Annotated in this window: 20 protein-coding genes; 11 read left to right on the forward strand and 9 right to left on the reverse strand. The window is 56.2% G+C overall.

Features of this window, described 5'->3' with window-relative positions; genetic code table 11:
- Window positions 1-4: 4 nt before the first annotated feature.
- The gene (locus VW41_20830) at window positions 5-2,860 is read left to right on the forward strand and encodes a valyl-tRNA synthase (protein AJZ91288.1); all 2,856 of its coding nucleotides are present in this window, start codon (window positions 5-7) and stop codon (window positions 2,858-2,860) included.
- A gap of 121 nt (window positions 2,861-2,981) precedes the next feature.
- Window positions 2,982-3,491, forward strand: a complete 510-nt coding sequence (locus tag VW41_20835; protein ID AJZ92039.1) for an acetyltransferase — start codon at window positions 2,982-2,984, stop codon at window positions 3,489-3,491.
- Window positions 3,492-3,512: 21 nt separating this feature from the next.
- Here VW41_20835 and VW41_20840 read toward each other — a convergent pair whose 3' ends face one another.
- The 8 genes from VW41_20840 to VW41_20875 form a co-directional block, all read right to left on the reverse strand.
- Entirely contained in the window at window positions 3,513-3,965 is a 453-nt protein-coding gene (locus tag VW41_20840) for a hypothetical protein (GenBank protein AJZ91289.1), read from the reverse strand.
- Window positions 3,966-4,120: 155 nt separating this feature from the next.
- Window positions 4,121-5,512 carry a sugar phosphate antiporter gene (gene uhpT / locus VW41_20845; protein ID AJZ91290.1) on the reverse strand — a complete coding sequence of 464 codons (1,392 nt, stop codon included), beginning with the start codon at window positions 5,510-5,512 and terminating at the stop codon, window positions 4,121-4,123.
- 138 nt (window positions 5,513-5,650) lie between these two features.
- Window positions 5,651-6,979, reverse strand: coding sequence for a regulatory protein UhpC (locus VW41_20850; GenBank protein ID AJZ91291.1), 1,329 nt, complete (start codon window positions 6,977-6,979; stop codon window positions 5,651-5,653).
- Between the two features lie 9 nt (window positions 6,980-6,988).
- Window positions 6,989-8,491, reverse strand: a complete 1,503-nt coding sequence (locus VW41_20855) for a histidine kinase (GenBank protein ID AJZ91292.1) — start codon at window positions 8,489-8,491, stop codon at window positions 6,989-6,991.
- Window positions 8,491-9,081 (reverse strand): transcriptional regulator, encoded by a 591-nt coding sequence (locus VW41_20860; protein AJZ91293.1) that lies wholly within the window; start codon window positions 9,079-9,081, stop codon window positions 8,491-8,493. The genes VW41_20855 and VW41_20860 overlap by 1 nt, the downstream gene beginning before the upstream one ends.
- Before the next feature lie 93 nt (window positions 9,082-9,174).
- Window positions 9,175-9,990, reverse strand: a complete 816-nt coding sequence (locus VW41_20865) for a topoisomerase II (protein ID AJZ91294.1) — start codon at window positions 9,988-9,990, stop codon at window positions 9,175-9,177.
- An 11-nt stretch (window positions 9,991-10,001) separates the two neighbouring features.
- Window positions 10,002-10,763: a tRNA hydroxylase gene (locus tag VW41_20870; protein ID AJZ91295.1), complete on the reverse strand. Its 762-nt coding sequence runs from the start codon at window positions 10,761-10,763 to the stop codon at window positions 10,002-10,004.
- A gap of 48 nt (window positions 10,764-10,811) precedes the next feature.
- A complete protein-coding gene (locus tag VW41_20875) occupies window positions 10,812-11,237 on the reverse strand; it encodes an RNase E inhibitor protein (GenBank protein AJZ91296.1) in 426 nt (141 codons plus the stop codon).
- A 163-nt stretch (window positions 11,238-11,400) separates the two neighbouring features.
- Between VW41_20875 and VW41_20880 the strand changes: the two genes are divergently transcribed.
- The 9 genes from VW41_20880 to VW41_20920 all read left to right on the forward strand — a co-directional run bounded on the left by VW41_20880 (window position 11,401) and on the right by VW41_20920 (window position 20,951).
- Window positions 11,401-12,405 carry an ornithine carbamoyltransferase gene (locus VW41_20880; GenBank protein AJZ91297.1) on the forward strand — a complete coding sequence of 335 codons (1,005 nt, stop codon included), beginning with the start codon at window positions 11,401-11,403 and terminating at the stop codon, window positions 12,403-12,405.
- Between the two features lie 649 nt (window positions 12,406-13,054).
- Window positions 13,055-14,275 carry an arginine deiminase gene (locus VW41_20885; protein AJZ91298.1) on the forward strand — a complete coding sequence of 407 codons (1,221 nt, stop codon included), beginning with the start codon at window positions 13,055-13,057 and terminating at the stop codon, window positions 14,273-14,275.
- Window positions 14,276-14,288: 13 nt separating this feature from the next.
- Window positions 14,289-15,203, forward strand: coding sequence for a carbamate kinase (locus VW41_20890; protein ID AJZ91299.1), 915 nt, complete (start codon window positions 14,289-14,291; stop codon window positions 15,201-15,203).
- 264 nt (window positions 15,204-15,467) lie between these two features.
- Entirely contained in the window at window positions 15,468-16,472 is a 1,005-nt protein-coding gene (locus VW41_20895; GenBank protein ID AJZ91300.1) for an ornithine carbamoyltransferase, read from the forward strand.
- A gap of 72 nt (window positions 16,473-16,544) precedes the next feature.
- Window positions 16,545-18,014 carry an amino acid APC transporter gene (locus VW41_20900; protein AJZ91301.1) on the forward strand — a complete coding sequence of 490 codons (1,470 nt, stop codon included), beginning with the start codon at window positions 16,545-16,547 and terminating at the stop codon, window positions 18,012-18,014.
- A 176-nt stretch (window positions 18,015-18,190) separates the two neighbouring features.
- Window positions 18,191-18,670 (forward strand): ArgR family transcriptional regulator, encoded by a 480-nt coding sequence (locus VW41_20905; protein AJZ91302.1) that lies wholly within the window; start codon window positions 18,191-18,193, stop codon window positions 18,668-18,670.
- Window positions 18,671-18,937: 267 nt separating this feature from the next.
- On the forward strand, window positions 18,938-19,870 hold the full coding sequence (locus VW41_20910; GenBank protein ID AJZ91303.1) for an aspartate carbamoyltransferase catalytic subunit: 933 nt from the start codon (window positions 18,938-18,940) through the stop codon (window positions 19,868-19,870).
- A gap of 16 nt (window positions 19,871-19,886) precedes the next feature.
- On the forward strand, window positions 19,887-20,348 hold the full coding sequence (locus VW41_20915; protein AJZ91304.1) for an aspartate carbamoyltransferase regulatory subunit: 462 nt from the start codon (window positions 19,887-19,889) through the stop codon (window positions 20,346-20,348).
- A 216-nt stretch (window positions 20,349-20,564) separates the two neighbouring features.
- Entirely contained in the window at window positions 20,565-20,951 is a 387-nt protein-coding gene (locus VW41_20920) for an endoribonuclease L-PSP (GenBank protein AJZ91305.1), read from the forward strand.
- Between the two features lie 52 nt (window positions 20,952-21,003).
- On the opposite strand, the gene VW41_20925 is transcribed toward VW41_20920, so the two are convergent.
- A complete protein-coding gene (locus VW41_20925; protein ID AJZ91306.1) occupies window positions 21,004-23,394 on the reverse strand; it encodes a beta-N-acetylhexosaminidase in 2,391 nt (796 codons plus the stop codon).
- Window positions 23,395-23,501: the final 107 nt, after the last annotated feature.

The raw sequence follows: 23,501 nt of genomic DNA on the forward strand, positions 1-23,501 counted from the left end.
GACAATGGAAAAGACATATAACCCGCAAGATATCGAACAGCCGCTTTACGAGCACTGGGAACAGCAGGGCTACTTCAAACCGAATGGCGACACCAGCCAGGAAAGCTTCTGCATCATGATCCCACCGCCGAACGTCACCGGCAGTTTGCATATGGGTCACGCCTTCCAGCAAACCATCATGGATACCATGATCCGCTACCAGCGCATGCAGGGCAAAAACACCCTGTGGCAGGCGGGCACCGACCACGCCGGTATCGCAACCCAGATGGTTGTAGAACGTAAAATTGCCGCCGAAGAAGGTAAAACTCGCCACGATTACGGCCGCGATGCGTTCATCGACAAAATCTGGCAGTGGAAGGCAGAATCCGGCGGCACCATTACCCGTCAGATGCGTCGTCTCGGCAACTCCGTAGACTGGGAGCGCGAGCGCTTCACCATGGACGAAGGCCTGTCCAACGCGGTGAAAGAAGTGTTCGTCCGTCTGTATAAAGAAGACCTGATTTACCGCGGCAAGCGCCTGGTCAACTGGGATCCGAAACTGCGTACCGCGATTTCCGACCTCGAAGTTGAAAACCGCGAGTCCAAAGGCTCCATGTGGCACCTGCGTTACCCGCTGGCCGATGGCGCAAAAACCGCAGACGGTAAAGACTACCTGATCGTCGCCACCACCCGTCCGGAAACCGTTCTAGGTGATACCGGCGTGGCCGTTAACCCGGAAGACCCGCGTTATAAAGATCTGATTGGTAAATTCGTGGTGCTGCCGCTGGTTAACCGCCGCATTCCTATCGTGGGCGACGAGCACGCGGACATGGAAAAGGGCACCGGCTGCGTGAAAATCACCCCGGCGCACGACTTTAACGACTACGAAGTTGGCCGCCGCCACGCGCTGCCAATGATCAACATTCTGACCTTCGACGGTGATATCCGCGAAGCAGCAGAAGTGTTTGATACCAATGGCGAAGAGTCCAGCGTTTACGCGTCTGACATCCCGGCTGAATTCCAGAAACTGGAGCGCTTTGCAGCACGTAAGGCCGTGGTAGCGAAGTTCGACGAAATGGGCCTGCTGGATGAAATCAAACCACACGACCTGACCGTGCCTTACGGCGACCGCGGCGGCGTGGTTATCGAACCAATGCTGACCGACCAGTGGTATGTGCGTACCGCGCCGCTGGCAAAAGTGGCGGTAGAAGCCGTCGAGCAGGGCGACATCCAGTTCGTGCCTAAGCAGTATGAAAACATGTACTTCTCCTGGATGCGCGATATTCAGGACTGGTGTATCTCCCGCCAGCTGTGGTGGGGCCACCGTATCCCGGCCTGGTACGACGCTGAAGGCAACGTATACGTTGGCCGGAACGTTGAGGAAGTTCGCGCCGAAAACAACCTGGGTGCCGACGTTGAGCTTCGCCAGGACGAAGACGTGCTGGACACCTGGTTCTCCTCTGGCCTGTGGACCTTCTCCACCCTGGGCTGGCCGGAAAACACCGAGGCGCTGCGTACCTTCCACCCGACCAGCGTAATGGTCAGCGGCTTCGACATCATCTTCTTCTGGATTGCCCGCATGATCATGCTGACCATGCACTTCATCAAAGATGAAGACGGTAAGCCGCAGGTGCCGTTTAAGACCGTCTACATGACCGGCCTTATTCGCGATGACGAAGGCCAGAAGATGTCCAAATCCAAAGGCAACGTTATCGATCCGCTGGACATGGTGGACGGCATCTCTCTGGAAGATCTTCTGGAGAAACGCACCGGCAACATGATGCAGCCGCAGCTCGCGGAGAAAATCCGCAAACGCACCGAGAAACAGTTCCCGAACGGCATCGAGCCGCATGGCACCGACGCCCTGCGCTTCACCCTGGCCGCGCTGGCCTCTACCGGCCGCGACATCAACTGGGACATGAAGCGCCTCGAAGGCTACCGTAACTTCTGTAACAAACTTTGGAACGCCAGCCGCTTCGTGCTGATGAACACCGAAGAGCAGGATTGCGGTTTCAACGGCGGCGAAATGGTACTGTCTCTGGCCGATCGCTGGATCCTGGCCGAGTTTAACCGCACCGTGAAAGCGTACCGCGAAGCGCTGGACAGCTACCGCTTCGACATCGCGGCCAACATCCTGTACGAGTTCACCTGGAACCAGTTCTGTGACTGGTACCTGGAGCTGACCAAGCCGGTCATGAACGGTGGTTCTGAAGCCGAACTGCGCGGCACCCGCAATACGCTGGTGAACGTGCTGGAAGGGCTGCTGCGCCTGGCGCACCCGATCATTCCATTCATCACCGAAACCATCTGGCAGCGCGTGAAAGTGCTGAAGGGCATCACCGCAGACACCATCATGCTGCAGGAATTCCCGGCCTACGATGCGTCTCAGGTTGATGAAGCGGCGTTCGCCGACACCGAGTGGCTGAAGGACGTGATCACCGCGGTGCGTAATATTCGCGCCGAGATGAACATTGCCCCAAGCAAGCGTCTGGACGTACTGCTGCGTGGCTGTAGCGAAGAGGCTATTCGTCGCGTGAGCGAAAACCGCACCTTCCTGCAGAACCTGGCTCGTCTGGAAAGCATCACTATTCTGCCTGTCGATGATAAAGGCCCGGTTTCCGTGACCAAGATTATCGATGGCGCAGAGCTGCTGATCCCGATGGCCGGCCTGGTGGATAAAGCCGCTGAGATCGAGCGACTGGCGAAAGAAGTCGCCAAGATCGAAATCGAAATCGGCAAGATCGAAGGCAAACTGTCCAACGAAGGCTTTGTCGCCCGCGCACCGGCTGACGTTGTCGCCAAAGAGCGTGAGCGTCTCGAAGGCTTTGCCGACGCAAAAGCTAAGCTGATTGAACAGCAGGCTGTTATCGCCGCCCTGTAATCTGGCTCGCGGCATAATTCGCCCCGCACTTCGGTGTGGGGCGTTTTTTATCCAGCTTGCACCCTCAGTAATGAAGTGCTATTAACTGCTTTTATCCTTCCCTAAGCCTATGAGTCACATGATGAACACCACAGCCCCGGTTGATGTGAAGCTCCAGCTGCGCCGGATTGCTGCCGAAGACAATTCGGCTATCGCCCGGGTTATTCGCCAGGTATCGGCTGAATACGGCCTGACCGCCGATAAAGGCTATACCGTCGCCGACCCTAATCTTGATGAGCTTTATCAGCTCTACAGCCAGCCAGGCCATGCGTACTGGGTGGTAGAAATCAACGGCGAAGTGGTGGGAGGCGGCGGCGTGGCGCCGTTATCGTGTAGCGAACCGGACATTTGTGAACTGCAGAAAATGTATTTCCTGCCGGTGGTTCGCGGCAAAGGGTTAGCGAAGAAGCTAGCGCTACAGGCGTTGGATCATGCCCGGGCTCAGGGCTTCAGGCGCTGCTACCTGGAAACCACCGCGTTTCTGAAAGAAGCCGTTGGGCTGTACGAACATTTAGGCTTTGAGCATATCCCCGCCCCACTCGGCTGCACCGGCCATGTGGATTGCGAAGTCACCATGCTCAAAACGCTGTAACCCCCCGGGAAAAGGCGGGCATCAGTGTAGCCAGTGCACGCCATCTTCGGGCTGAAAGTAGCCGTTATAGCGCATCTGAAAAGCCGTGATCTCAGGCTTCTCCGGCTCCATTTCTCGCAGAAACCCCAGGGCCAGGCGAACCTGAGCGTCGGTAATCGGCGTGGCAAGCCGCGCCTTTTGTAGCCTCCGGTACCACTGCTGAAGATTTTGATCGCTGCCGTCCACAATCACCATCTGCCAGATAAGCAAAACCTGCGCCGCATTTTGCAAATGGGACTCATCCGGGCGATGCAGATACTGCAAAAATGCGTCGCCCTGCGCTTTCCCCATTTGATCGATCATTGATTCTACCGGCACCACGTCGATCCCCAGCCGCTCACTCAGTCGGCGAATGGCCCGCCGGGAGTCAGAGGTCAACACCCGAAAGCCGACAATAAACACCACGCAGAGCGTGGCTAACATAATCCAAATCATGAACTCAGATACCCGGCAGCTTAACGACAATTTGCTATCTATGAATGCCGTGCAGTATAGCGCAATCACTTTTCCCGGTAATGCCTCGCGCCGGCGTTAATCGCAGGCATAAAAAAGCCCGGCGTTATGCCGGGCTCGGACTGTTCAAAATGTGCTTAAGCGATCTTCAACTGTTGGATCTTTTTCTCGCGGCGAATTTTACGCTCTTCAAATACCGCTACGATGGCCATCAGCACAATACAGCCGATTGCGGCGGCATCCAGGGCAGCAAACGTCCCGGCCCAACCGGTGAGGCCGAAGATTGGCGTCCCGTCGGCAATCATCCCCAGGCCCAGTTTGGCAAAGCTGTCGCCGATCAGGTAGGCGAAGGTGCCTTTGATACCGTCTGCCGCGCCGATGGCTTTCTTCGGCACGAAGCCGACGGCCGCCACGCCGATCAGCAACTGCGGGCCGAAGACCAGGAAGCCAAGGGCGAACAGCGAAGCCAGGTAAACATATTGATTGCTGGCATGTTGATACACGCCCAGCGTAGCGATGATCAATGCCAGCGCCACACAGGCCACCAGCGCGCGACGGCCATTGGCGAGGTCAGACAGCCAGCCCCACAGCAGGGTGCCAACCAGCGCCCCCACTTCAAACAGCGTGAAGCCCTGAATCGCGACCTCTTTGGAGAGTTTCAGCTCCTGGAAGGCATAGACGGTAGACCACTGGTCGATGCCGATGCGCACCACGTACAGGAAGATGTTGGAGAAGCACAGCAGCCAGATCACTTTGTTTTTCAGCACATACTCAACAAAGATCTGCCATTTGGTCATCGAGTTGTCTTCAGCTTCTTTGTCTTCTTCGCTGACCTCTTCGCCAAACAGCTCTTCGGCAGTCCCCAGGCCGTAGGACTCAGGGGAGTCGCTGCCGTAGCGCAGGGCAATAAAGCCCACAATCAGGGCGATAACGGACGGGAAGATAAACATCCCGATGACGTGGCCGTTAAACAGGTAATTAGCGCCAAACAGAGCCACGCCGGCCGCACCTGCCCCGCCGAGGTTATGGGAGATATTCCACATCCCCAGATAGCTACCGCGCTTGCGGCGTGGTGTCCACTTGGTAATGGTCGAGTAGCTGCACGAGCCGCCGGTACTCTGGAAGAAGCCGCTCAGGGCGTAGAAGGCAATCATCAGGAACAGGCTAACCGAGCCCGCCCCCATGCTGGCGCTGAAGCCAAGCATACAGATGGCGGAAAGGATCAGCATAAACGGCAGGAACTGCTTGGTGTTTTTGCCGTCCGCGTAATATGAAACCAGGGTCTTGCCCACGCCGTAGGTGATGGAGAAGCCAAGGCCGATCATCCCCAGCTGCGTCATGCTCAGCCCGTAGGTGGAGATCATGTCGTTCTGGGCGATGTTAAAGTTTTTGCGGATCAGGTACATCGTCAGGTAGCCGATAAACACCACCAGATACGACTGCATAAACGGTTTAAACCACATTTTGCGCCGCACTTCGAGCGGCAGATCCAGGGTGGGCTTGCGCACCTGGTTTAGAAAGGCCAGCATGGATGACTCCTGATTTGAATACCTGCTTAATGGCAGGCATTGTAAAAATCAGCGAGTAAACTGGCCTGAGACAGCGTCCAGGCCGAACCGGGAATATTTCTTAGTTTTGCCCTTTATCGGGTAAAAGGGTGAGGCGTATCACGCTTCGTCAGCTTCGCGCGGAGCCTGGGCGTTTAAGAACGGCAGCAGCAGCAAAGCTGATATGCCGGCGGCAATGGCGATAACGGCAAAAAAGCCGCTCCAGTGCCAGATGTCGATCACCCGCGCCAGTGGCCAGCCGGAAAGCGATGCGCCAAGGTAAGCAAACAATCCGACAAACCCCGTCGCCGCCCCCGCAGCTTCTTTGTGCGAGCATTCTGCCGCCGCCATGCCAATCAGCATCTGCGGCCCAAACACGAAAAACCCGGTGGTAAAGAAGCAGGCCGCCTGCATCACGTAGCTGGCAAAAGGCATCAGCCACAGCGAGCCAACGGAAAGCAGGATACCGGCGGCGAAGATCAGGTTCATCGGGCCCCGGTTGCCGTTGAACAGCTTGTCCGAGCCCCACCCCGCCACCAGCGCACCAATAAACCCGCCCAGCTCAAACATCGTCACCGCTGAGTTGGCGGTAACCAGCCCGACGCCGAGCGTTTCGGACATATAAAGATTGCCCCAGTCGTTGATCGCCGCCCGCACCACATACACCAGCACGTAGCACAGAGAGAGCAGCCAGATGTAAGGGTTAACCAGCACGTACTTGTAGAGGATTTCTTTGCGCGTCAGCCCCGCGCCTTCCTGCTGCTGAGCGATTTCCAGGGCATCATGCTGCCAGTCGCCCACCGCCGGCAAGCCCACGGTTTGTGGCCTGTCGCGCAGCCGCCAGCAGAGGAATAATCCGGCGATAATCGCCAGGCCGCCGGCGATCATCATCCCGACACGCCAGCCGTACTGCAGCGCCGCAGCGCCCATGATGATCGGGATTAACGCCCCACCCACGTTGTGCGCCGTGTTCCAGACAGCCCACCAGCCTCCGCGCTCGCTGCGGGAATACCACGCCGTCAGCAGCCGGGCGCACACCGGCGATCCCCAGCCCTGGAAAAAAGCGTTCAGCGCCCACAGCAGCGCAAACGCCCAGAGCGAGGTCGAGAAGCCAAACAGAATATTTACCATGCCGGTGGCAATCAGCCCGATGCCCATAAAGTAGCGGGCATTGGAAAAGTCGCTCACGATCCCGGAGAAGAATTTCGACAAGCCGTAGGTGATATAAAACAGCGTCGCCAGCAGGCCGATATCGGTGCGAGCCATTACGCCGGTGGCGAGGATTTCCGGCGCGGCGGCGTTAAAGCTTTTGCGGGTAAAGTAAAACAGCGCGTAGCCGAGCCAGATAGTGATCAGGATATGACGACGCCAGTAGCGGTAGCGGGCATCAATCTCACTTTTGTCGCTGAGCGGCGCGGCGCTTGCCGGGACTTTTAAAAAATTAAACATGCTCGCCCCTTAGGCATAACGCAGTGGCAGACTAACGCTGACGCGCGTGCCGTGAGTACAGGAGATTGCGAACGTCCCGCCCAGCGCCGTCACGCGTTCGCGCATCCCGGTGAGCCCAAAGCCCTGCTGCCCGGATCCCGGCGGTAGGCCGCTGCCGTCGTCTTCAATCACCAGCATGAGCCGCTCGCCCTGCTGCCAGCCCTGGAGCGTGACTGCGCTGGCGCTGGCGTGCTTCACGATGTTATTGAGCCCTTCCTGACAAACGCGGAACAGCGTCACGCGCTGCCCTTCACTGAGCAGAGGCTCATCGATTTGCCAGTTGATGTGGCTGACGATGCCGCGACTCTCCAGCTCCATTTCACGCATCAGAGAACGAACAGCCTGCTCGAGAGATAAATCATCCAGCTGGCGCGGACGTAAGCGCCCCAACAGACGGCGAACGGCGTCATACACGCCCAGCGAGAGCTGTTCGATATGCGCCCCGCTGCGCTTAACCCCCTCACTGTCTGGCGCCAGCCGCTGTACGATCCCGGCCTGAGTGCGGATAGCCGTGATGGTCTGCCCTATGTCGTCATGCAGTTCGCGCGCCACTTCCCGCCGCACGCTTTCTTCGGTTTCCAGCAGGCGTTCGGCCAGGCGGCGATTACGTGCCAGCTCGGTTTGCAAAGACTGGTTAAGTTCGCGCAGGCGCTGGATTCCCGCGCCCAGCAACAGCCCGGTCAGGCTCTGAGCCAGCAGCGAGAGCAGAAGATCCACCGGATGGTCGTGCCAGGTCTGGCTGGCTATCAGCGCGATGGCGTTCATCAGGGTGGCAATCAGCGCCCCCTGCCAGCCATAGTGCCAGGCCAGGGCGATAATCGGCAGCGCCAGGCAGAACGGCGTAAAGCGAGAGAGTTCGGCGGGTAAGCCCAGCTGCAGCCAGAGGCTGACGGCAAACAGTAGCAAATACCAAATTAAATGCCGCCCGCGCCAGTTGACCGGCTGGGAAACCAGCCCCGGGCCAAGAGGCTGCCAGACGGTGCTGGTCAGATAGTGCCAGAGTACCAGGCAGGTCGGCGCCAGCGTCAAGCCGCCGGTTAGGGTCAGCAGCAGCGCATTCAGGGCATCGTTGCCCTGGCTCAGCCACGGCAGCGACTGAAGCAGCGCCGCCGCAATCAGCGCCGCCCCCTGCCGCAGCAAAGTCCGCCAGTCACGCTGATGGCGATAGCGGGAGATTAGCGCCACCGGCAGGACGGTGAGCACCCCGCCCAGCATTAACAGCGGCAGGTGTGCCAGCGCCACTTCCCGGGAGAGCCAGAAAAGCATCAGCCACTCCGCGCCCAGCAGAACCGGCCAGTAGCCGCGCGGGCATTGCAGCATCAGCCCTAATCGTAACCCAAAGGGGAACAGCAGGACCGCCAGCTCCGGGCGCGCCACCAGATGCAGGCTAATGCTCCACAGGCAAAACCAGCCGGCAGAGAAGATAAAAAAACTGGCGATAACGGCGATCAGCCGCGAGAAGAAAGGCCGCATTACCAACCGTCAAACAGGCGGCGAGCCAGCGCCACATCGTTGCTGACGTCGAGCTTTTCCATCAGGTTGGCGCGATGCACATGCACGGTCTTCGGCGACAGCCCCAGCTCGGTGGCAATCTCTTTCACCGCCATACCCTGCGCCAGTTTTTCCGCCACCTGCCGCTCGCGCTTCGTCAGCGGATCCTGCCGCCCGGCGGCCAGCTTCATGGCGATGTCCGGCGTCAGGTAGCAGCCGCCCGTCGCCACCGTACGCACGGCGGCAATGAGTTCGTCGGGACTGCAGCGTTTGGATAAAAAGCCGCGAGCGCCTGCATTCAGCGCCTGCTCAACCAGCGCCGGGCTGTCGTGCACCGACAGCATGATGATCGCCATCCCCTTCGGCAACTGGCTTAGCAGCTCCAGCCCGGAAATGTCCGGCATCGAGATATCGCAGATGCATACCTGCACGCCTTGCCCCGGCAGCCCCGCCAGCGCCTCGCGCCCGGAACCAAACTCGGCCACAACCTGAAAATCCGCCTCCAGCCCAAGAAGTTGGGCAAAGCCGGAGCGGACGATAAGGTGGTCGTCGATAAGGGCAATGGCGGTCATGATGTTTTCCAGGAAGGTAAAAAAAACGCGCTTACCTTAGCGATAAGCGCGTAACTGTTCAAGCCTTAGGCGATTTTGAGCCGGTGCTTTGGGTTATTCCTGCGCGACCGACAGGCGAATGATCCCGGCCGCGCGGGCCGGAGGCAGTTGCAGAACGTTGCGCCACAGCTCCTGAACCTGGTTACATACCAGACCCTCTTTGCCCACCGCTTTATGCGGGTCCGACATGAGCTGGAGATCGCTCCCGTAGCGCTTGGTCAATTGCTGCACGATAGGCTGAATGTCTTTTCGAGCCTGCTCGCGTTCTGCGTCGGTAACGCTGTGTTTGTCCGCACCGTAGGCAGAACGCATCATCGTCGCATCTACCTGCATACGGCGCATCGTCACGTCGCGAGGCAGAATTTTCGTGGAGTTGATACCGCCTTTCACGTCCGGGAACAGGAAGCGGAAACAGGCGTCATCGCTGGATTTTTGCACCATTGCCGTTTGCTGCATATTCACCTGCATAAACGCCACGACGTTGTCATCCGTCGCGCTTTGCAGGCGTTTCGTCTCCACGGCGAGGATCTGCGGCTGAATGGTGTCGATCACTTCCTGTTCGGTTTTCCCCTGCTGGTGCATCTCTACCGCCTGCTGACGGATGGACATCCACAGCGCGGGCTCTTGCTCTTTCAGCACCTGGTAAACCGGCATCTGGGCCATAGCCTCATCAAGTCCCGCAGGCTCCTGCCCGGCCCGATCGCGAGGAATAAGGTATTTTACGTCAAAGATGTTCCACGCCATGATGGCAACCAGCGTAATGACCACCGCACTCACTTTACCGACCCAGCCCTTTTTGCGAAATACCGCCACCACAGCGGCTATTACAGCCCCGACGTAGCCTGCAATAATGACGTGGGTCCAGTTCATGATACATCCTTCTACTCTGCGGGTACGCCGCTGTGGAAACGAAACTCGTCGTCATGGCTTTGGATAAGCACGGCCTCAACCTTGCCTAAGATACGCACGCGTTCGCTGATATCGCCCCCGGCAATCTGCTCTGCCAGGGTTAAATAATCCTGATAATGACGCGCCTCGGAGCGCAACAGCGACAGGTAAAAACGCTGTAATTCATCATCCAGATGCGGAGCCAGCGCCGCAAATCGTTCACAGGATCGCGCTTCAATGTAGGCACCGCAGATAAGCTTATCGACCAGCATCAGCGGTTCATGAGTGCGAGTTTCACTCAGTAAACCTTTAGCGTAGCGGCTGGCGGTGATTTTGGCGTACGGGATGTTACGGGCAATCATAATTTCCCGCACCTGCCAAAAATGGTGCAGTTCTTCTTTGATCAGCAGCACCATGCTGTCGATAAGCTGCTGCCCCCAGCCGTTCGCCGTCTTCGGCATGATGCTTTTGCTAAGCCCTTTGTGGAGCGAGAGAAAATCCGGTTCCTCACCATCGCGGAAGGTAAAGGCTTCATAAGGCTGAAGCCAGGCCAGCAGCGCCTGTGAGCTTTCTTTATCAGCAACATATTTGCGGATCAGCAGCATCGCAGTTTGCGCGGCTTTAAGTTCACACACCATGTGATCGGTTAACAACAGCGGCAGGTTTTCCGGGCGACGGGCTTTTTCGATCCACGCCTCGGGCGTTGGGCATTGCAAGAATTGGGTAATCGGGGAGAGAAGTTGCTGGTAGTCCATGAGGATATCCTGATGCGTAGCGGCTGAACGCCGCTACGCCGCTTACTTTTAGTGGCGTACGCCGTCGTCGTCTTCGTCCTGATATTCGTCGTCGCCTTCTTCTTCACCCTCTTCGCCGTTCGGGTCTTCGAAGTAGGTGCCCCAGCCGTCGTATTCCACACCGAATTTTTCCGCCAGGTTCAGCAGTTGTTCGACCTGGGCATCAATCAGCTCAGGGTTCAGCGCACACTCGCTCAGGATATCGCAGCAGATGACGGTATCGCCCTCTTCTACTTCCAGCTCTTCCGGGTCAGTCACTTCATAACCCAGTTTGAACGCTTCAACGGCAGCTTTCTCCAGGGTTTCGAAATCATCGGCAGAAAGGTGGTGTTCGATGGTGTACAGCGCGTCCGGGTCGCTCCCGTCTTCCAGCAGCTCTTCAATGATTAAACGTGTTTCTTCGCGCTGTTCTTCCAGCAGTTCTGGATTTGCCATGGCCCTTTCCTCAAATGTGTCGGCAGATACTCTCATTTTCACACACGCCGGGGTTTGCCTCCACCTTTCACCGCAAAGTTTTAGAACATGGGGTTGCAATTGAATATTCATACATATAAATTGAATTTTAATTCAATCAAGGCTTGCGCCACGCGAGGAAAAAATGAGTCACTTCTATCAGAAAAACTTTCTTAAGCTGCTCGATTTTACCCCTGCCCAACTGAACGAATTGCTGACCCTGTCCGCTAAACTGAAAAGCGATAAGAAAAAAGGAACAGAAATTCAGCATCTTACTGGTAAAAATATTGCGCTCATCTTCGAAAAAGATTCGACTCGTACTCGTTGCTCTTTCGAAGTTGCCGCTTACGACCAGGGCGCACGCGTCACTTATCTCGGCCCAAGCGGCAGCCAAATTGGGCATAAAGAATCAATTAAGGACACTGCTCGCGTACTGGGGCGTATCTATGACGGCATCCAGTACCGCGGCTATGGCCAGGATATCGTCGAAACCCTTGCCAGCTATGCGGGCGTGCCGGTGTGGAACGGGCTGACCAACGAATATCACCCGACGCAGTTGCTGGCGGATTTGCTCACCATGCAGGAACACCTGCCGGGCAAAAGCCTGAGCCAGATGACGCTGGTATACGCCGGGGACGCGCGCAATAACATGGGGAACTCCATGCTGGAAGCCGCCGCGCTGACCGGGCTGGATTTACGCCTGGTGGCGCCTAAAGCCTGCTGGCCGGATGAAAAGCTGGTCGCCGAATGCAAAGCCATGGCCGAAAAAACAGGCGGGAAAATCACGCTAACCGAAGACGTTGCCGCGGGCGTTAAAGGGGCGGATTTCATCTATACCGACGTCTGGGTTTCGATGGGCGAAGCTAAAGAGAAGTGGGCCGAACGTATCGCCTTACTGCGCCCTTATCAGGTCAACAGCGCCATGCTGGCGTTAACCGGCAATCCGCAGGTCAAATTCCTGCACTGTCTGCCGGCATTTCACGATGATCAAACCACGCTGGGTAAACAAATGGCGCAGGAGTTCGATCTGCACGGCGGCATGGAAGTCACCGACGAAGTCTTTGAATCTTCTCACAGCGTGGTGTTCGACCAGGCTGAAAACCGGATGCACACCATCAAAGCCGTGATGGTCGCCACGCTGGCAAACTAGTTTCTTCGCTCCCAGGGCTTCTCCTGGCCCCTCGGCGGCTTTCCGCCTGAGGGGTTTTCTTTTCTGCCGCATGGTTATTGCTAAAAATGTTGCACATCTGATGCGCGGCTAGCATTTTTTATGCAATAAAAGGACATAACCTCATCTCCCTCCCCTTCAAAGACACACCCAAACGTCTGTTTTCATTAAAATAAAAAGAATAAATACGCTGCGCTCACAGTTTGCATTCACTGCATTAATGCCAAAATAAAAATAACTATTGTTCCCTGCACTTCTCTTCGCGGCATTAAACAGACCCCATAATGAATAACCATGCACATAGAAAATAAAAAACAAATAAAATCAATGCATTGCGATATTCAACGTTAAGAATAAACTCACATACATTTAACACTCAAAAATAATTAAAAGCAGTTTCCTGTATAATTATGCATTCATCAATGCCGGTGAAATTACTGTTATCTGACATCCATCAATTAATAACAAAACAAATAAAAACCACCTTGAGCGCGTGACAAACCTCACATTAAATGGCTTTAAAGAAATTAATATACGCCACGAAGACAACTTAACGGGTTATTAAAATCGCGACGCAATATTCATTGCGCCACAGGCACATTCATCTCCGAATTAATACAAAGGAATAGTCATGGACAAACATTATGTCGGTTCCGAAATAGGTCAGTTACGCAGCGTGATGCTGCATCGACCAAACCTCAGCCTGAAAAGACTTACCCCTTCAAACTGTCAGGAATTATTATTTGACGATGTGCTTTCGGTTGAGCGAGCCGGTGAAGAACACGACGTTTTTGCCAATACACTGCGTGGCCAGGGCGTGGAAGTCCTGCTGCTAACCGACCTGCTGACGCAGACGCTGGATGTTAGCGATGCCAAGGCCTGGCTGCTGAACACTCAGATTTCAGACTATCGGCTCGGGCCCGCATTCGCTTCGGACGTTCGCGGTTGGCTGGCCGATATGCCGCATCGCGAACTCGCACGTCGCCTTTCCGGCGGGCTGACCTACGGGGAAATTCCGACGTATATTAAAAATATGGTAGTGGATATTCATGCCACCACCGACTTTATTATGAAGCCGCTGCCTAATCATTTATTTACCCGTGATACTTCCTGCTGGATTTATAACGGCGTCTCTATTAACCCGATGGCCAAAGCAGCTCGCCAGCGTGAAACAAATAATTTAAGAGCGATTTATCGCTGGCATCCGGCATTCACCGACGGGAAATTCATTAAATATTACGGCGACGAAAATATTAATTACGACCATGCCACCCTGGAAGGCGGTGACGTATTGGTGATTGGCCGAGGGGCGGTATTAATTGGCATGTCCGAACGAACCACGCCTCAGGGCATAGAGTTCCTCGCTGAATCATTATTCAGGCATCAACAGGCAACGCGCGTGATTGCCGTTGAGCTTCCGAAGCACCGCTCCTGTATGCATCTCGATACCGTCATGACCCATCTCGATCTCGACACCTTCTCCGTTTACCCGGAAGTCGTCCGCAAAGACGTGCAGTGCTGGACTTTAACGCCTGACGGCCACGGCAGCATCAAACGCCACCAGGAAACCAGCCTGGTTAACGCCATCGAAAAAGCGCTGGGTATCGATCAGGTCAATCTCATCACCACCGGCGGCGATGCCTTTGAAGCCGAGCGCGAACAGTGGAACGACGCCAACAACGTGCTGACCGTTCGCCCCGGCGTGGTCATCGGTTACGAACGCAATATCTGGACCAACGAGAAATACGACAAAGCCGGGATCACCGTACTGCCTATTCCGGGCGATGAACTGGGGCGCGGACGCGGCGGCGCGCGCTGCATGAGCTGCCCGCTGGAACGCGACGGGATTTAAGGGAGGAAAACATATGGAACAGAAACCCACCCTGGTGGTGGCGCTCGGCGGAAATGCACTGCTGAAGCGCGGAGAGCCGCTGGAAGCCGACCTACAGCGTAAGAACATTGAGCTGGCGGCGAAAACTATCGCCCAGCTCACCAATGCCTGGCGCGTTGTGCTGGTGCACGGCAATGGCCCACAGGTCGGCCTGCTGGCCCTGCAAAACAGCGCCTACCAAAACGTCAGTCCTTACCCGCTGGACGTTCTCGGCGCTGAGAGCCAGGGAATGATCGGCTACATGCTGCAGCAGGCGCTGAAAAATAATCTGCCTGACCGCGAAGTCAGCGTGCTGCTGACCCAGGTTGAAGTGGATCCCCTGGATCCGGCCTTTAGTAATCCAACCAAGTATATCGGCCCGGTGTACAGCCAGGAGCAGGCGGATGCTCTGGTGCGAGATAAAGGCTGGTCGGTAAAAGCGGATGGCCAGTATTTCCGCCGCGTGGTGCCCTCCCCGCAGCCTAAACGCATCGTCGAAAGCGATGCCATCACGGCGCTTATCCAGCGTGACCATCTGGTCATTTGTAACGGCGGCGGGGGTGTGCCGGTGGTGGAGAAAGCCGACGGCTACCACGGTATTGAAGCCGTCATCGACAAGGATCTTTCTGCCGCATTGCTGGCCCGCCAGATAGAGGCCGACGCGCTGCTGATCCTCACCGACGCCGATGCGGTTTATCTCAACTGGGGCACACCCGCGCAGCGCCCGCTCACCAGCGTGACGCCAGCCGAACTTGAAAGGATGAGCTTTGATGCTGGTTCGATGGGGCCAAAAGTGTCCGCCTGCAGTCGTTTCGTCGCCTGCTGCCACGGTATCGCCGGGATCGGCGCGCTGGAGGATGGTCCGGCAATTCTGGCCGGGGAGAAAGGCACGTTAATTCGGGCGGGGTGAAGACCCCCTCACCCTAACCCTCTCCCCCTGGGGGAGAAGGGATAAAGGCAGAGCACTAAACAGAGTCACCCGCGCTCCCTCCCCCTCAAAGGAAAAAGGGATAAAGCCCGGGCACTAAACAGAGTCACCCGCGCCGCGCCCCGCCCCTCATAGGGAAAAGGGATAAAGCCCGGGCACTAAACAGAGCCACCCGCGCCGCCCCCTCTCCCTTCCAGGGAGAGGGTCGGGGTGAGGGTAAAAATTGCGCTTCAAAAGGATAACGAAATGACTATCAACCTAAAAAACCGTAATTTCCTGAAACTCCTCGACTTCAAACCGGCAGAAATTCAGTACCTTATCGACCTTGCCCGTGAACTGAAGGCCGCCAAACAAGCCGGGACTGAGAAAAAAACGCTATGCGGTAAAAACATCGCGCTGATCTTCGAGAAAACCTCCACCCGCACGCGCTGCGCTTTCGAGGTTGGCGCTTTTGACCAGGGCGCACTGGTGACTTATCTGGGGCCAAGCGGTTCGCAAATCGGCCATAAAGAATCCATGAAAGATACCGCGCGCGTGCTGGGGCGGATGTACGACGGGATTGAATACCGTGGCTATGGCCAGGACATTGTCGAAGAGCTGGGGCAATACGCGGGCGTACCGGTGTGGAACGGGCTGACCAATGAATTTCACCCGACCCAGATCCTCGCCGACCTGATGACCATGCTGGAGCACGCCCCGGGTAAAAAACTTCAGGATCTCTCCTTCGCCTATCTCGGTGATGCCCGCAATAACATGGGTAATTCCCTGATGGTTGGCGCGGCCAAAATGGGCATGGATATTCGCCTTGTCGCGCCAAAAGCCTTCTGGCCTGAGGCTTCGCTGGTCGAGCAATGCCGCACCATCGCCAAAGAAACCGGCGGTCGCATCATGCTGACGGACAGTGTTGAAGAAGGCGTCGCGGGCGTTGATTTCCTCTACACCGACGTTTGGGTCTCGATGGGCGAACCTAAAGAAGCCTGGGCCGAACGCGTAAGCATCATGACGCCGTACCAGATTAACCAGAACGTCCTCAACGCGACCGGTAACCCGAACGTCAAGTTCATGCATTGCCTGCCTGCCTTCCACAACGAACACACCAAAGTCGGCAAAGAGATCGAAGAAACCTACGGCCTGAAGGGGCTGGAGGTGACAGAAGAAGTCTTTGAGTCAAAACACTCCATCGTCTTCGACGAGGCCGAGAACCGTATGCACACCATTAAAGCCGTGATGGTCGCCACGCTCGGCGCGTAACGCTGTCGGGCAGTGGGAACTCCCGCTGCCCGTATTGCCCTTATGCTGCCTCACGCAGCGGGAGAAAAGGAAATGGCCGATGTTACCCATGAAGGTGCCGCAGACACCTCCACAAACAGTGAAAGAAAACTCGGACTCAGCGCGCTGGTAGCTCTGGTTATAGGCTCAATGATTGGCGGGGGCGTTTTCAGCCTGCCGCAAAACTTTGCTTCGGTAGCGTCACCCGGCGCGCTGCTGATCGGCTGGGCCATTACCGGCGTCGGCATGCTTTGCCTGGCGTTTATTTATCAAAATCTCAGCGCCCGTTGCCCGGATCTTGACGGTGGCGTTTACAGCTATGCCCGGGCCGGATTTGGCGACTTTATCGGCTTCCAGTCTGCCTGGGGCTACTGGTTCTCCGCCTGGCTCGGTAACGTCTCTTACGCCGTATTGTTATTCAGCGCCATGAGCTTTTTCATTCCAGTTTTTGGCGACGGGAATAACCTGCCCTCGATTATTGGCGCCTCCGTTGTGCTGTGGCTGGTTCATGCCCTGGTGCTTCGCGGGGTACGAGAAGCCGCTTATATCAACACCATTCTTACCGTGGTAAAGGTCATCATCCTGCTGGTATTTATTGTCGCGGTATTGATTGCCTTTCGAATTGGCGTGTTCACCGCAGATTTCTGGGGCCGCATGATGCTGGTAGAGGGCTCCCGTCCGGAAATATTCGATCAGGTCAAGAACACCATGCTGGTAACCACCTGGGTATTTATCGGCATTGAGGGGGCGACCGTCGTTTCCGCCCGGGCCGCAAAACGTGAGGATATCGGTAAGGCGACGGTCATTGGTCTGCTGGGCGCGCTGGCGATTTACGTGCTGGTCAGCGTGCTGTCGATGGGTATTCTCGATCAGGCCTCTCTGGCCGGGCTGAAGAATCCGTCCATGGCCGGCGTACTGGAAAATGTGGTCGGGCCGTGGGGAGCGAAATTCGTTGCCGGAGGGGTGATTCTGTCCGTAGCCGGAGCGCTGCTCGCCTGGACGCTGTTTGCCGCAGAATTGCCACGCGTCGCGGCGATTGACGGCATTTTCCCCAAAGTATTTGCGAAAGAAAATGCTCGCCATTCACCGTCGTTCTCTCTGTGGATCACCAATGGCTTAATTCAACTCTTCCTGATCCTTACCCTATTCTACGCCGCCGGCTACCAGGCTCTGTTCTCCATTGCTACGGCGGCCATCTTACCTCCGTACCTGTTCAGCGCGGCCTACGGGCTGAAGCTTGCCTGGACTGGGGAACGCTATGGGCCTGGAGAATCACGCACTGGCGCCATAGTCCTGGGGGTCATTGCCACCGCCTACGGTTTCTGGCTTTGCTACGCCGCGGGGGATTCGATGTTACTTAGCTCGCTGTTATTCATGCCGGGCATTCTGGTATTCCTGTGGCAGAAAAAAACCCAGGGCCAGCCGCTGCTGAAAAGCTACGAACTGGCGATAGCCGTTGCCATTCTTGCTTTGGCCGCATGGACATTAAAACTGGTCATAACCGGAAATATACAGATAGCCTGACGCCATTAACGCCATTAACGCCATTAACGCCACAATCGTGGCGTTAAACTCTTAATATCAATAAATTGACGACATTTTAAAAAGGTAAAATAAATAAAGACCATTTCTATCAACTGATTACGATCATCAACCGCGTAATGAAAACGCACCGGTCATCACAGGAGTGTATAGAGACCATGAGGATATCCCGTCTTTCGTTCGAGAAAGAGCAGCGCCAGCTCGAGCTGTGTCAACAGCTTATCAGCCACAAGAGTTATCACTCTCAGGAGCAACTGCGCCATGACCTGAAACAGCACGGCTTCGAGGCCATCAGCCAGTCCACCGTCTCCCGCCTGCTCAAGCTGCTGGGTGTCATAAAATTGCGCAATGCCAAAGGGCAAAAAATCTATGCCCTTAGCCCGCAGACCTTGCCTCAGCCCAACGCGGCTCGTTCGGTGGCCGAGATGGTGTTAAGCGTTGAGTACAACAGTGAATTTGTCATGGTGCATACGGTTTCAGGCTACGGTAAAGCGATAGCAAAAATTCTCGATCATCACGCCATCGTCGAGATATTGGGCGTGGTTGCCGGTAGCAGCGTGGTCTGGATTGCGCCGCGTGAAGTTCAAAAAACGCCGCTGGTGCATCGCCGTATCATGCGTATGTTGGGTCTGGCATAAATGTACCGCAACCGATTGCTGCCACCCCAAAAAGTGTGATTTTAGCGCTTGCAGAGAACACTCACGCGCGTATAATGCGCCACAATTTGCCGGGAGGAAGCATGGTTTACTGTGTTCAAAAAAATGTCGCAGCTCGACGTCTGAAAGCAGACGCGGCGGGGCGTTTTTCTTCCCGTTGCACCGTCGAATTTCTAAATTCCCAAATTGCTAAGGCCCCTCGTTGAGGGGCCTTTTTTTTGCCCGTCGGCCCGAGAACAGGAGAGAAGCATGACTAACCCGCTCTATAAAAAACACATCATTTCCATCAATGATCTCAGTCGTGAAGAACTTGAACTGGTGCTGGCAACCGCGGCAAAGCTAAAAGCTAACCCACAGCCAGAGTTGCTGAAGCACAAGGTTATCGCCAGCTGTTTCTTTGAAGCATCAACCCGCACCCGCCTCTCGTTTGAAACGTCCATTCACCGCCTGGGCGCTTCGGTGGTGGGCTTCTCTGACAGCAGCAACACCTCGCTGGGCAAGAAGGGTGAAACGCTGGCGGATACCATCTCCGTCATCAGCACCTACGTTGACGCCATTGTGATGCGCCACCCGCAGGAAGGCGCGGCTCGCCTGGCCACCGAATTTTCCGGTGAGATCCCGGTTCTGAACGCCGGTGACGGTGCGAACCAGCACCCGACCCAAACCCTGCTGGATTTGTTCACCATCCAGGAAACCCAGGGCCGGCTGGAGAATCTGAATATCGCCATGGTAGGCGACCTGAAATATGGCCGCACCGTGCATTCGCTAGCCCAGGCGCTGGCGAAGTTCAACGGCAACCGTTTCTACTTCATCGCGCCAACTGCGCTGGCGATGCCGCAGTACATTCTCGACATGCTGGATGAAAAAGGCATTGTCTGGAGCCGCCACGAGTCCATCGACGAAGTGGTGGGCGAGCTGGACATTCTGTATATGACCCGCGTGCAGAAAGAGCGTCTGGACGCGTCTGAGTACGCCAACGTCAAAGCGCAGTTTATCCTGCGAGCCGCCGACCTGACCGGCGCACGCGGCAACATGAAAGTACTGCATCCGCTGCCGCGCGTGGATGAGATAACCACTGACGTAGACAGCACGCCGCACGCCTGGTACTTCCAGCAGGCCGGGAACGGTATTTTTGCTCGCCAGGCGCTGCTGGCGCTGGTGTTGAATCGCGAACTGGTTTAAGTGAGAGGACAAGAAGATGACGCACGATAATAAATTACAGGTTGAAGCCATCAAGCGCGGTACCGTTATCGACCACATTCCGGCTCAGGTTGGCTTTAAGCTGCTGACGCTGTTCCAGCTGACCGAAACCGACCAGCGTATTACCATCGGTCTGAATTTGCCGTCCCGTGAGCTTGGCCGTAAAGATCTGATTAAAATTGAAAATACCTTCCTGACCAACGAGCAGGTGAACCAGCTGGCGCTGTACGCCCCGCACGCAACGGTTAACCGCATCGACGAATACGAAGTGGTGGGCAAAAGCACCCCAAGCCTGCCGGACCGCATCGAGAAAGTGCTGCTGTGCCCGAACACCAACTGCATCAGCCACAACGAGCCGGTGGCTTCTTCGTTCGCCGTGAAACAGCGCGCCGACGATATCAGCCTGAAGTGTAAGTATTGCGAGAAAGAGTTCGCCCGCCATGTGGTTCTGGTAGATTAACGGCGACTCATGACAAGCAACCTCTCGCCCCCCTACCCTGGATAATTCGAGTTTCAGGAAGGCGCCAAGGCCGTGAATCCCCAGGAGCATAGATAACTATGTGACTGGGGTGAGCGGATGCAGGCAACGCACATGCAACTTGAATTATGACGGGTATATAATGGGCGGGAGTTTATATCCAATACTGGAATTTATATCCAATAGTAAGGAGAAAGTATGTCACGTACGCTTAGCACGGAAAATGCACCAGCCGCTATCGGTCCTTATGTTCAGGGTGTCGATCTCGGGAGCATGATCATCACTTCCGGGCAGATCCCGGTGAACCCAAAAACCGGTGAAGTGCCGGCCGACGTAGCCGCTCAGGCTCGCCAGTCCCTGGAAAACGTGAAGGCTATCGTTGAGTCCGCCGGACTGAAAGTGGGCGACATCGTGAAAACTACCGTGTTCGTGAAAGATCTGAACGACTTCGCAAACGTGAACGCCACCTACGAAGCTTTCTTCAACGAACACAACGCAACTTTCCCGGCTCGCTCCTGCGTTGAAGTGGCTCGTCTGCCAAAAGACGTGAAAATCGAAATCGAAGCTATCGCCGTTCGCCGCTAATCCGCCGCAGCGCTTTGCTTCTGGCCCCGCTTTCACGGGGCCATTTCTTTTCTTACTTCACAACGGCCCGCAGCAGTTTTTCCAGCGGATACACCGCCGCAATCACAACCTCATCCCGAGTCTGCGCCGCAGCATCCAACTGAGTCTGAATGGCTTTAAGCTCGTCATCACCGATCGATCCTTGCTTCGCCACCAAATCCGTCAGCCTTAAGCCTAGCCCGGCAAGCTTGTCCACATCCTCGGCAACCGGCTTAAGCGGTTTGAGCACGTAGTTGCAGTCAATCAGCGCCAGCACGTCCGGGGTATTGTTCTGCCAGCGAGAGAAGATATGGCGCAGCGCTTCCGCACTGTTCCCGTCCTCCCTATCAGCAATCAATTTGTCTACCCAACCGTTAATCGCCCTGACCTGCCCGCTTTCTGCCCCACGCGCATCGGCAAAGCGGTTCAGCGGCTCAAAGTGATTGTAATTCCCGGCCTGGAATTTCAGATGCTGGCGCGTGTAGTACTGCGCGGGCTCGACGGCCTGCGCGAGGATTTGCAGCGGCAGGATCTCCGGCGTACCGGCGAGGCGCGTAAGCTGGGTAACGGACTCGGTATGCTGACGCAGGCCAACGGACACCGTGGACCAGGCATCAATGGCCTGCATACGCTGGTACATGTTGTCCACATCGGTGACGTCTTTAGCCGACCACAGCCGCTCAGCGACGGCGAAAGTGCGCGGCCACAGTTTGATGTCCAGCAGCGGGGAGATAACATTTTCCGCCCACAGCGCCGCTTCACCGCCGAGAATATTGCTCATCTGTGCTTCGCCCGGCACCACTGGCTGTTTGCCGTCCGGGATGCCCTCAAGTTTCTGTCCGGTGGCCGGATAGCGCACGTTGCCCACCAGGAAGTAGCCGTTAAGCTTGTCGTTTTCCAGCGTGACCACCGGGCGCGTTTCCCCCATCCAGGTATCCACCGTGAAGGTCACCTGAGTGGGATTGAGCCATTTCACGTCGTGAACTGCGCGGCGGGATTTGCCCTTGAAGTCGATGAACCCGCGCCAGCCGCCGTCATTTTTCACCAGCGTAAAGCTGCCTTCTACCGCACTGCCTTTCAGGCGAGGCATACTGAAGAACCAGCTTTGCGCCCTGTCGGCTTCGCCGATGTGATCCACCCCGTTTAGCCCAACCGGCAGAATTTCATTGCGGTAGTGATAGGCGGTGGACTGCGGCTGGTCGAGGTAAAAGCCCGTGGACAGAATGCCTTTGTAGCCGTTGGCCGCAATAGCCCCCAGCGAATCCTGCCCCTGCCAGGACTGAATCAAAATGTTCTTCGGTAAATCAGGGTGATAAATCTCGTCCCAGCCCATCATCTGGCGTTTATGCTTCTCGAGGATCTTCTCCAGCCGCTGGTTGAAATAGGTCTGCAGCGCGTGGGAGTCGGCCAGATTATGCTGCTTCATAAATTGCTGAATGGCGGCGTTTTCTTTCCACTGGGTGTCATCCACCTCATCACCGCCGATATGCAGATAGCTGTCCGGGAAAATAGCGGTCACTTCGCCAATCAGCGTATCGACAAATTTGTAGGCCGCTTCGTTAGCCGGGTTAAGCAACGGCTTCAGCACGCCCCAGTTGCGCTCCATCTGGTATGGTCCCGGCGCGCTCATCAGCTCCGGGTATGCGACAGCCAGCGCCAAACCGTGGCCAGGAAGGTCGATTTCAGGCACTACGCGAATGCCCAGCGAAGTGGCATAGCGTACAACCTGCTTCATTTGCTCCTGAGTGTAAAACTGCCCGTCGCTTGCCAGTTGCTGCAGCTTCGGATAATGGGTCGATGCAAAGCGCCAGCCCTGATCGTCCGTCAGGTGCCAGTGGAAAACGTTTAGCTTGGCGGCGGCCATCCCGTCCAGCTGGCGCAGAATGTCATTTATCGGCATAAAGTGGCGGGCCGAATCAAGCAGCAGTCCGCGCCACGGGAAACGCGGAACATCTTTAATGTCTACGTAAGGAATCGACGTGTTTTGCGGGCCATTTTGAATCAGCTGCAGCACCGTTTCCATGCCGCGCATCGCCCCAAAGCGCGTGTTAGCGGTGAGCTTCACGCCGTCCGCCGTAACGCTTAAGGCGTAGCTTTCGTCGCTGTCTGCTTTAGGCAGCGGGTCGACAGCGTGCTTAATTTGAATAGCAATCGTAGGTTTTGCAGGCTGCGAAGCTGCGGGCTGAAGCTGCCAGCCGGTTTGCAGGCTGATACGCTGCCGCCAGCGCTCAATGGCACCGTCGAGCTTATCGCCGCTAATGGCTATCGACACAGCGTTAGTCAGCGGCAGGCTGCCCTGCGCTGCCGGGAGCTCGACCTGCTGTGGCCAGGGCATAAGCGGCAGATCTCCTGCCGGGGCGGCCTGTGCCTGGCAGGCAACGGCGATACCTGCGGCCAGCAGGCTAAAACGAAGCGATTTAAACATGGATAATCCTTTCACGTGACGAGCCAGAAAACAGCAAAAACAATCTGTTATCACGCGAAGGATTTTTCAGCAAGGCGGCGGCGAGACGTGGATCACATCTCGCCATT

It is taken from the genome of Klebsiella michiganensis, assembly GCA_000963575.1.
In the GTDB taxonomy this organism is placed as follows: Bacteria; Pseudomonadota; Gammaproteobacteria; order Enterobacterales; family Enterobacteriaceae; genus Cedecea; species Cedecea michiganensis_A.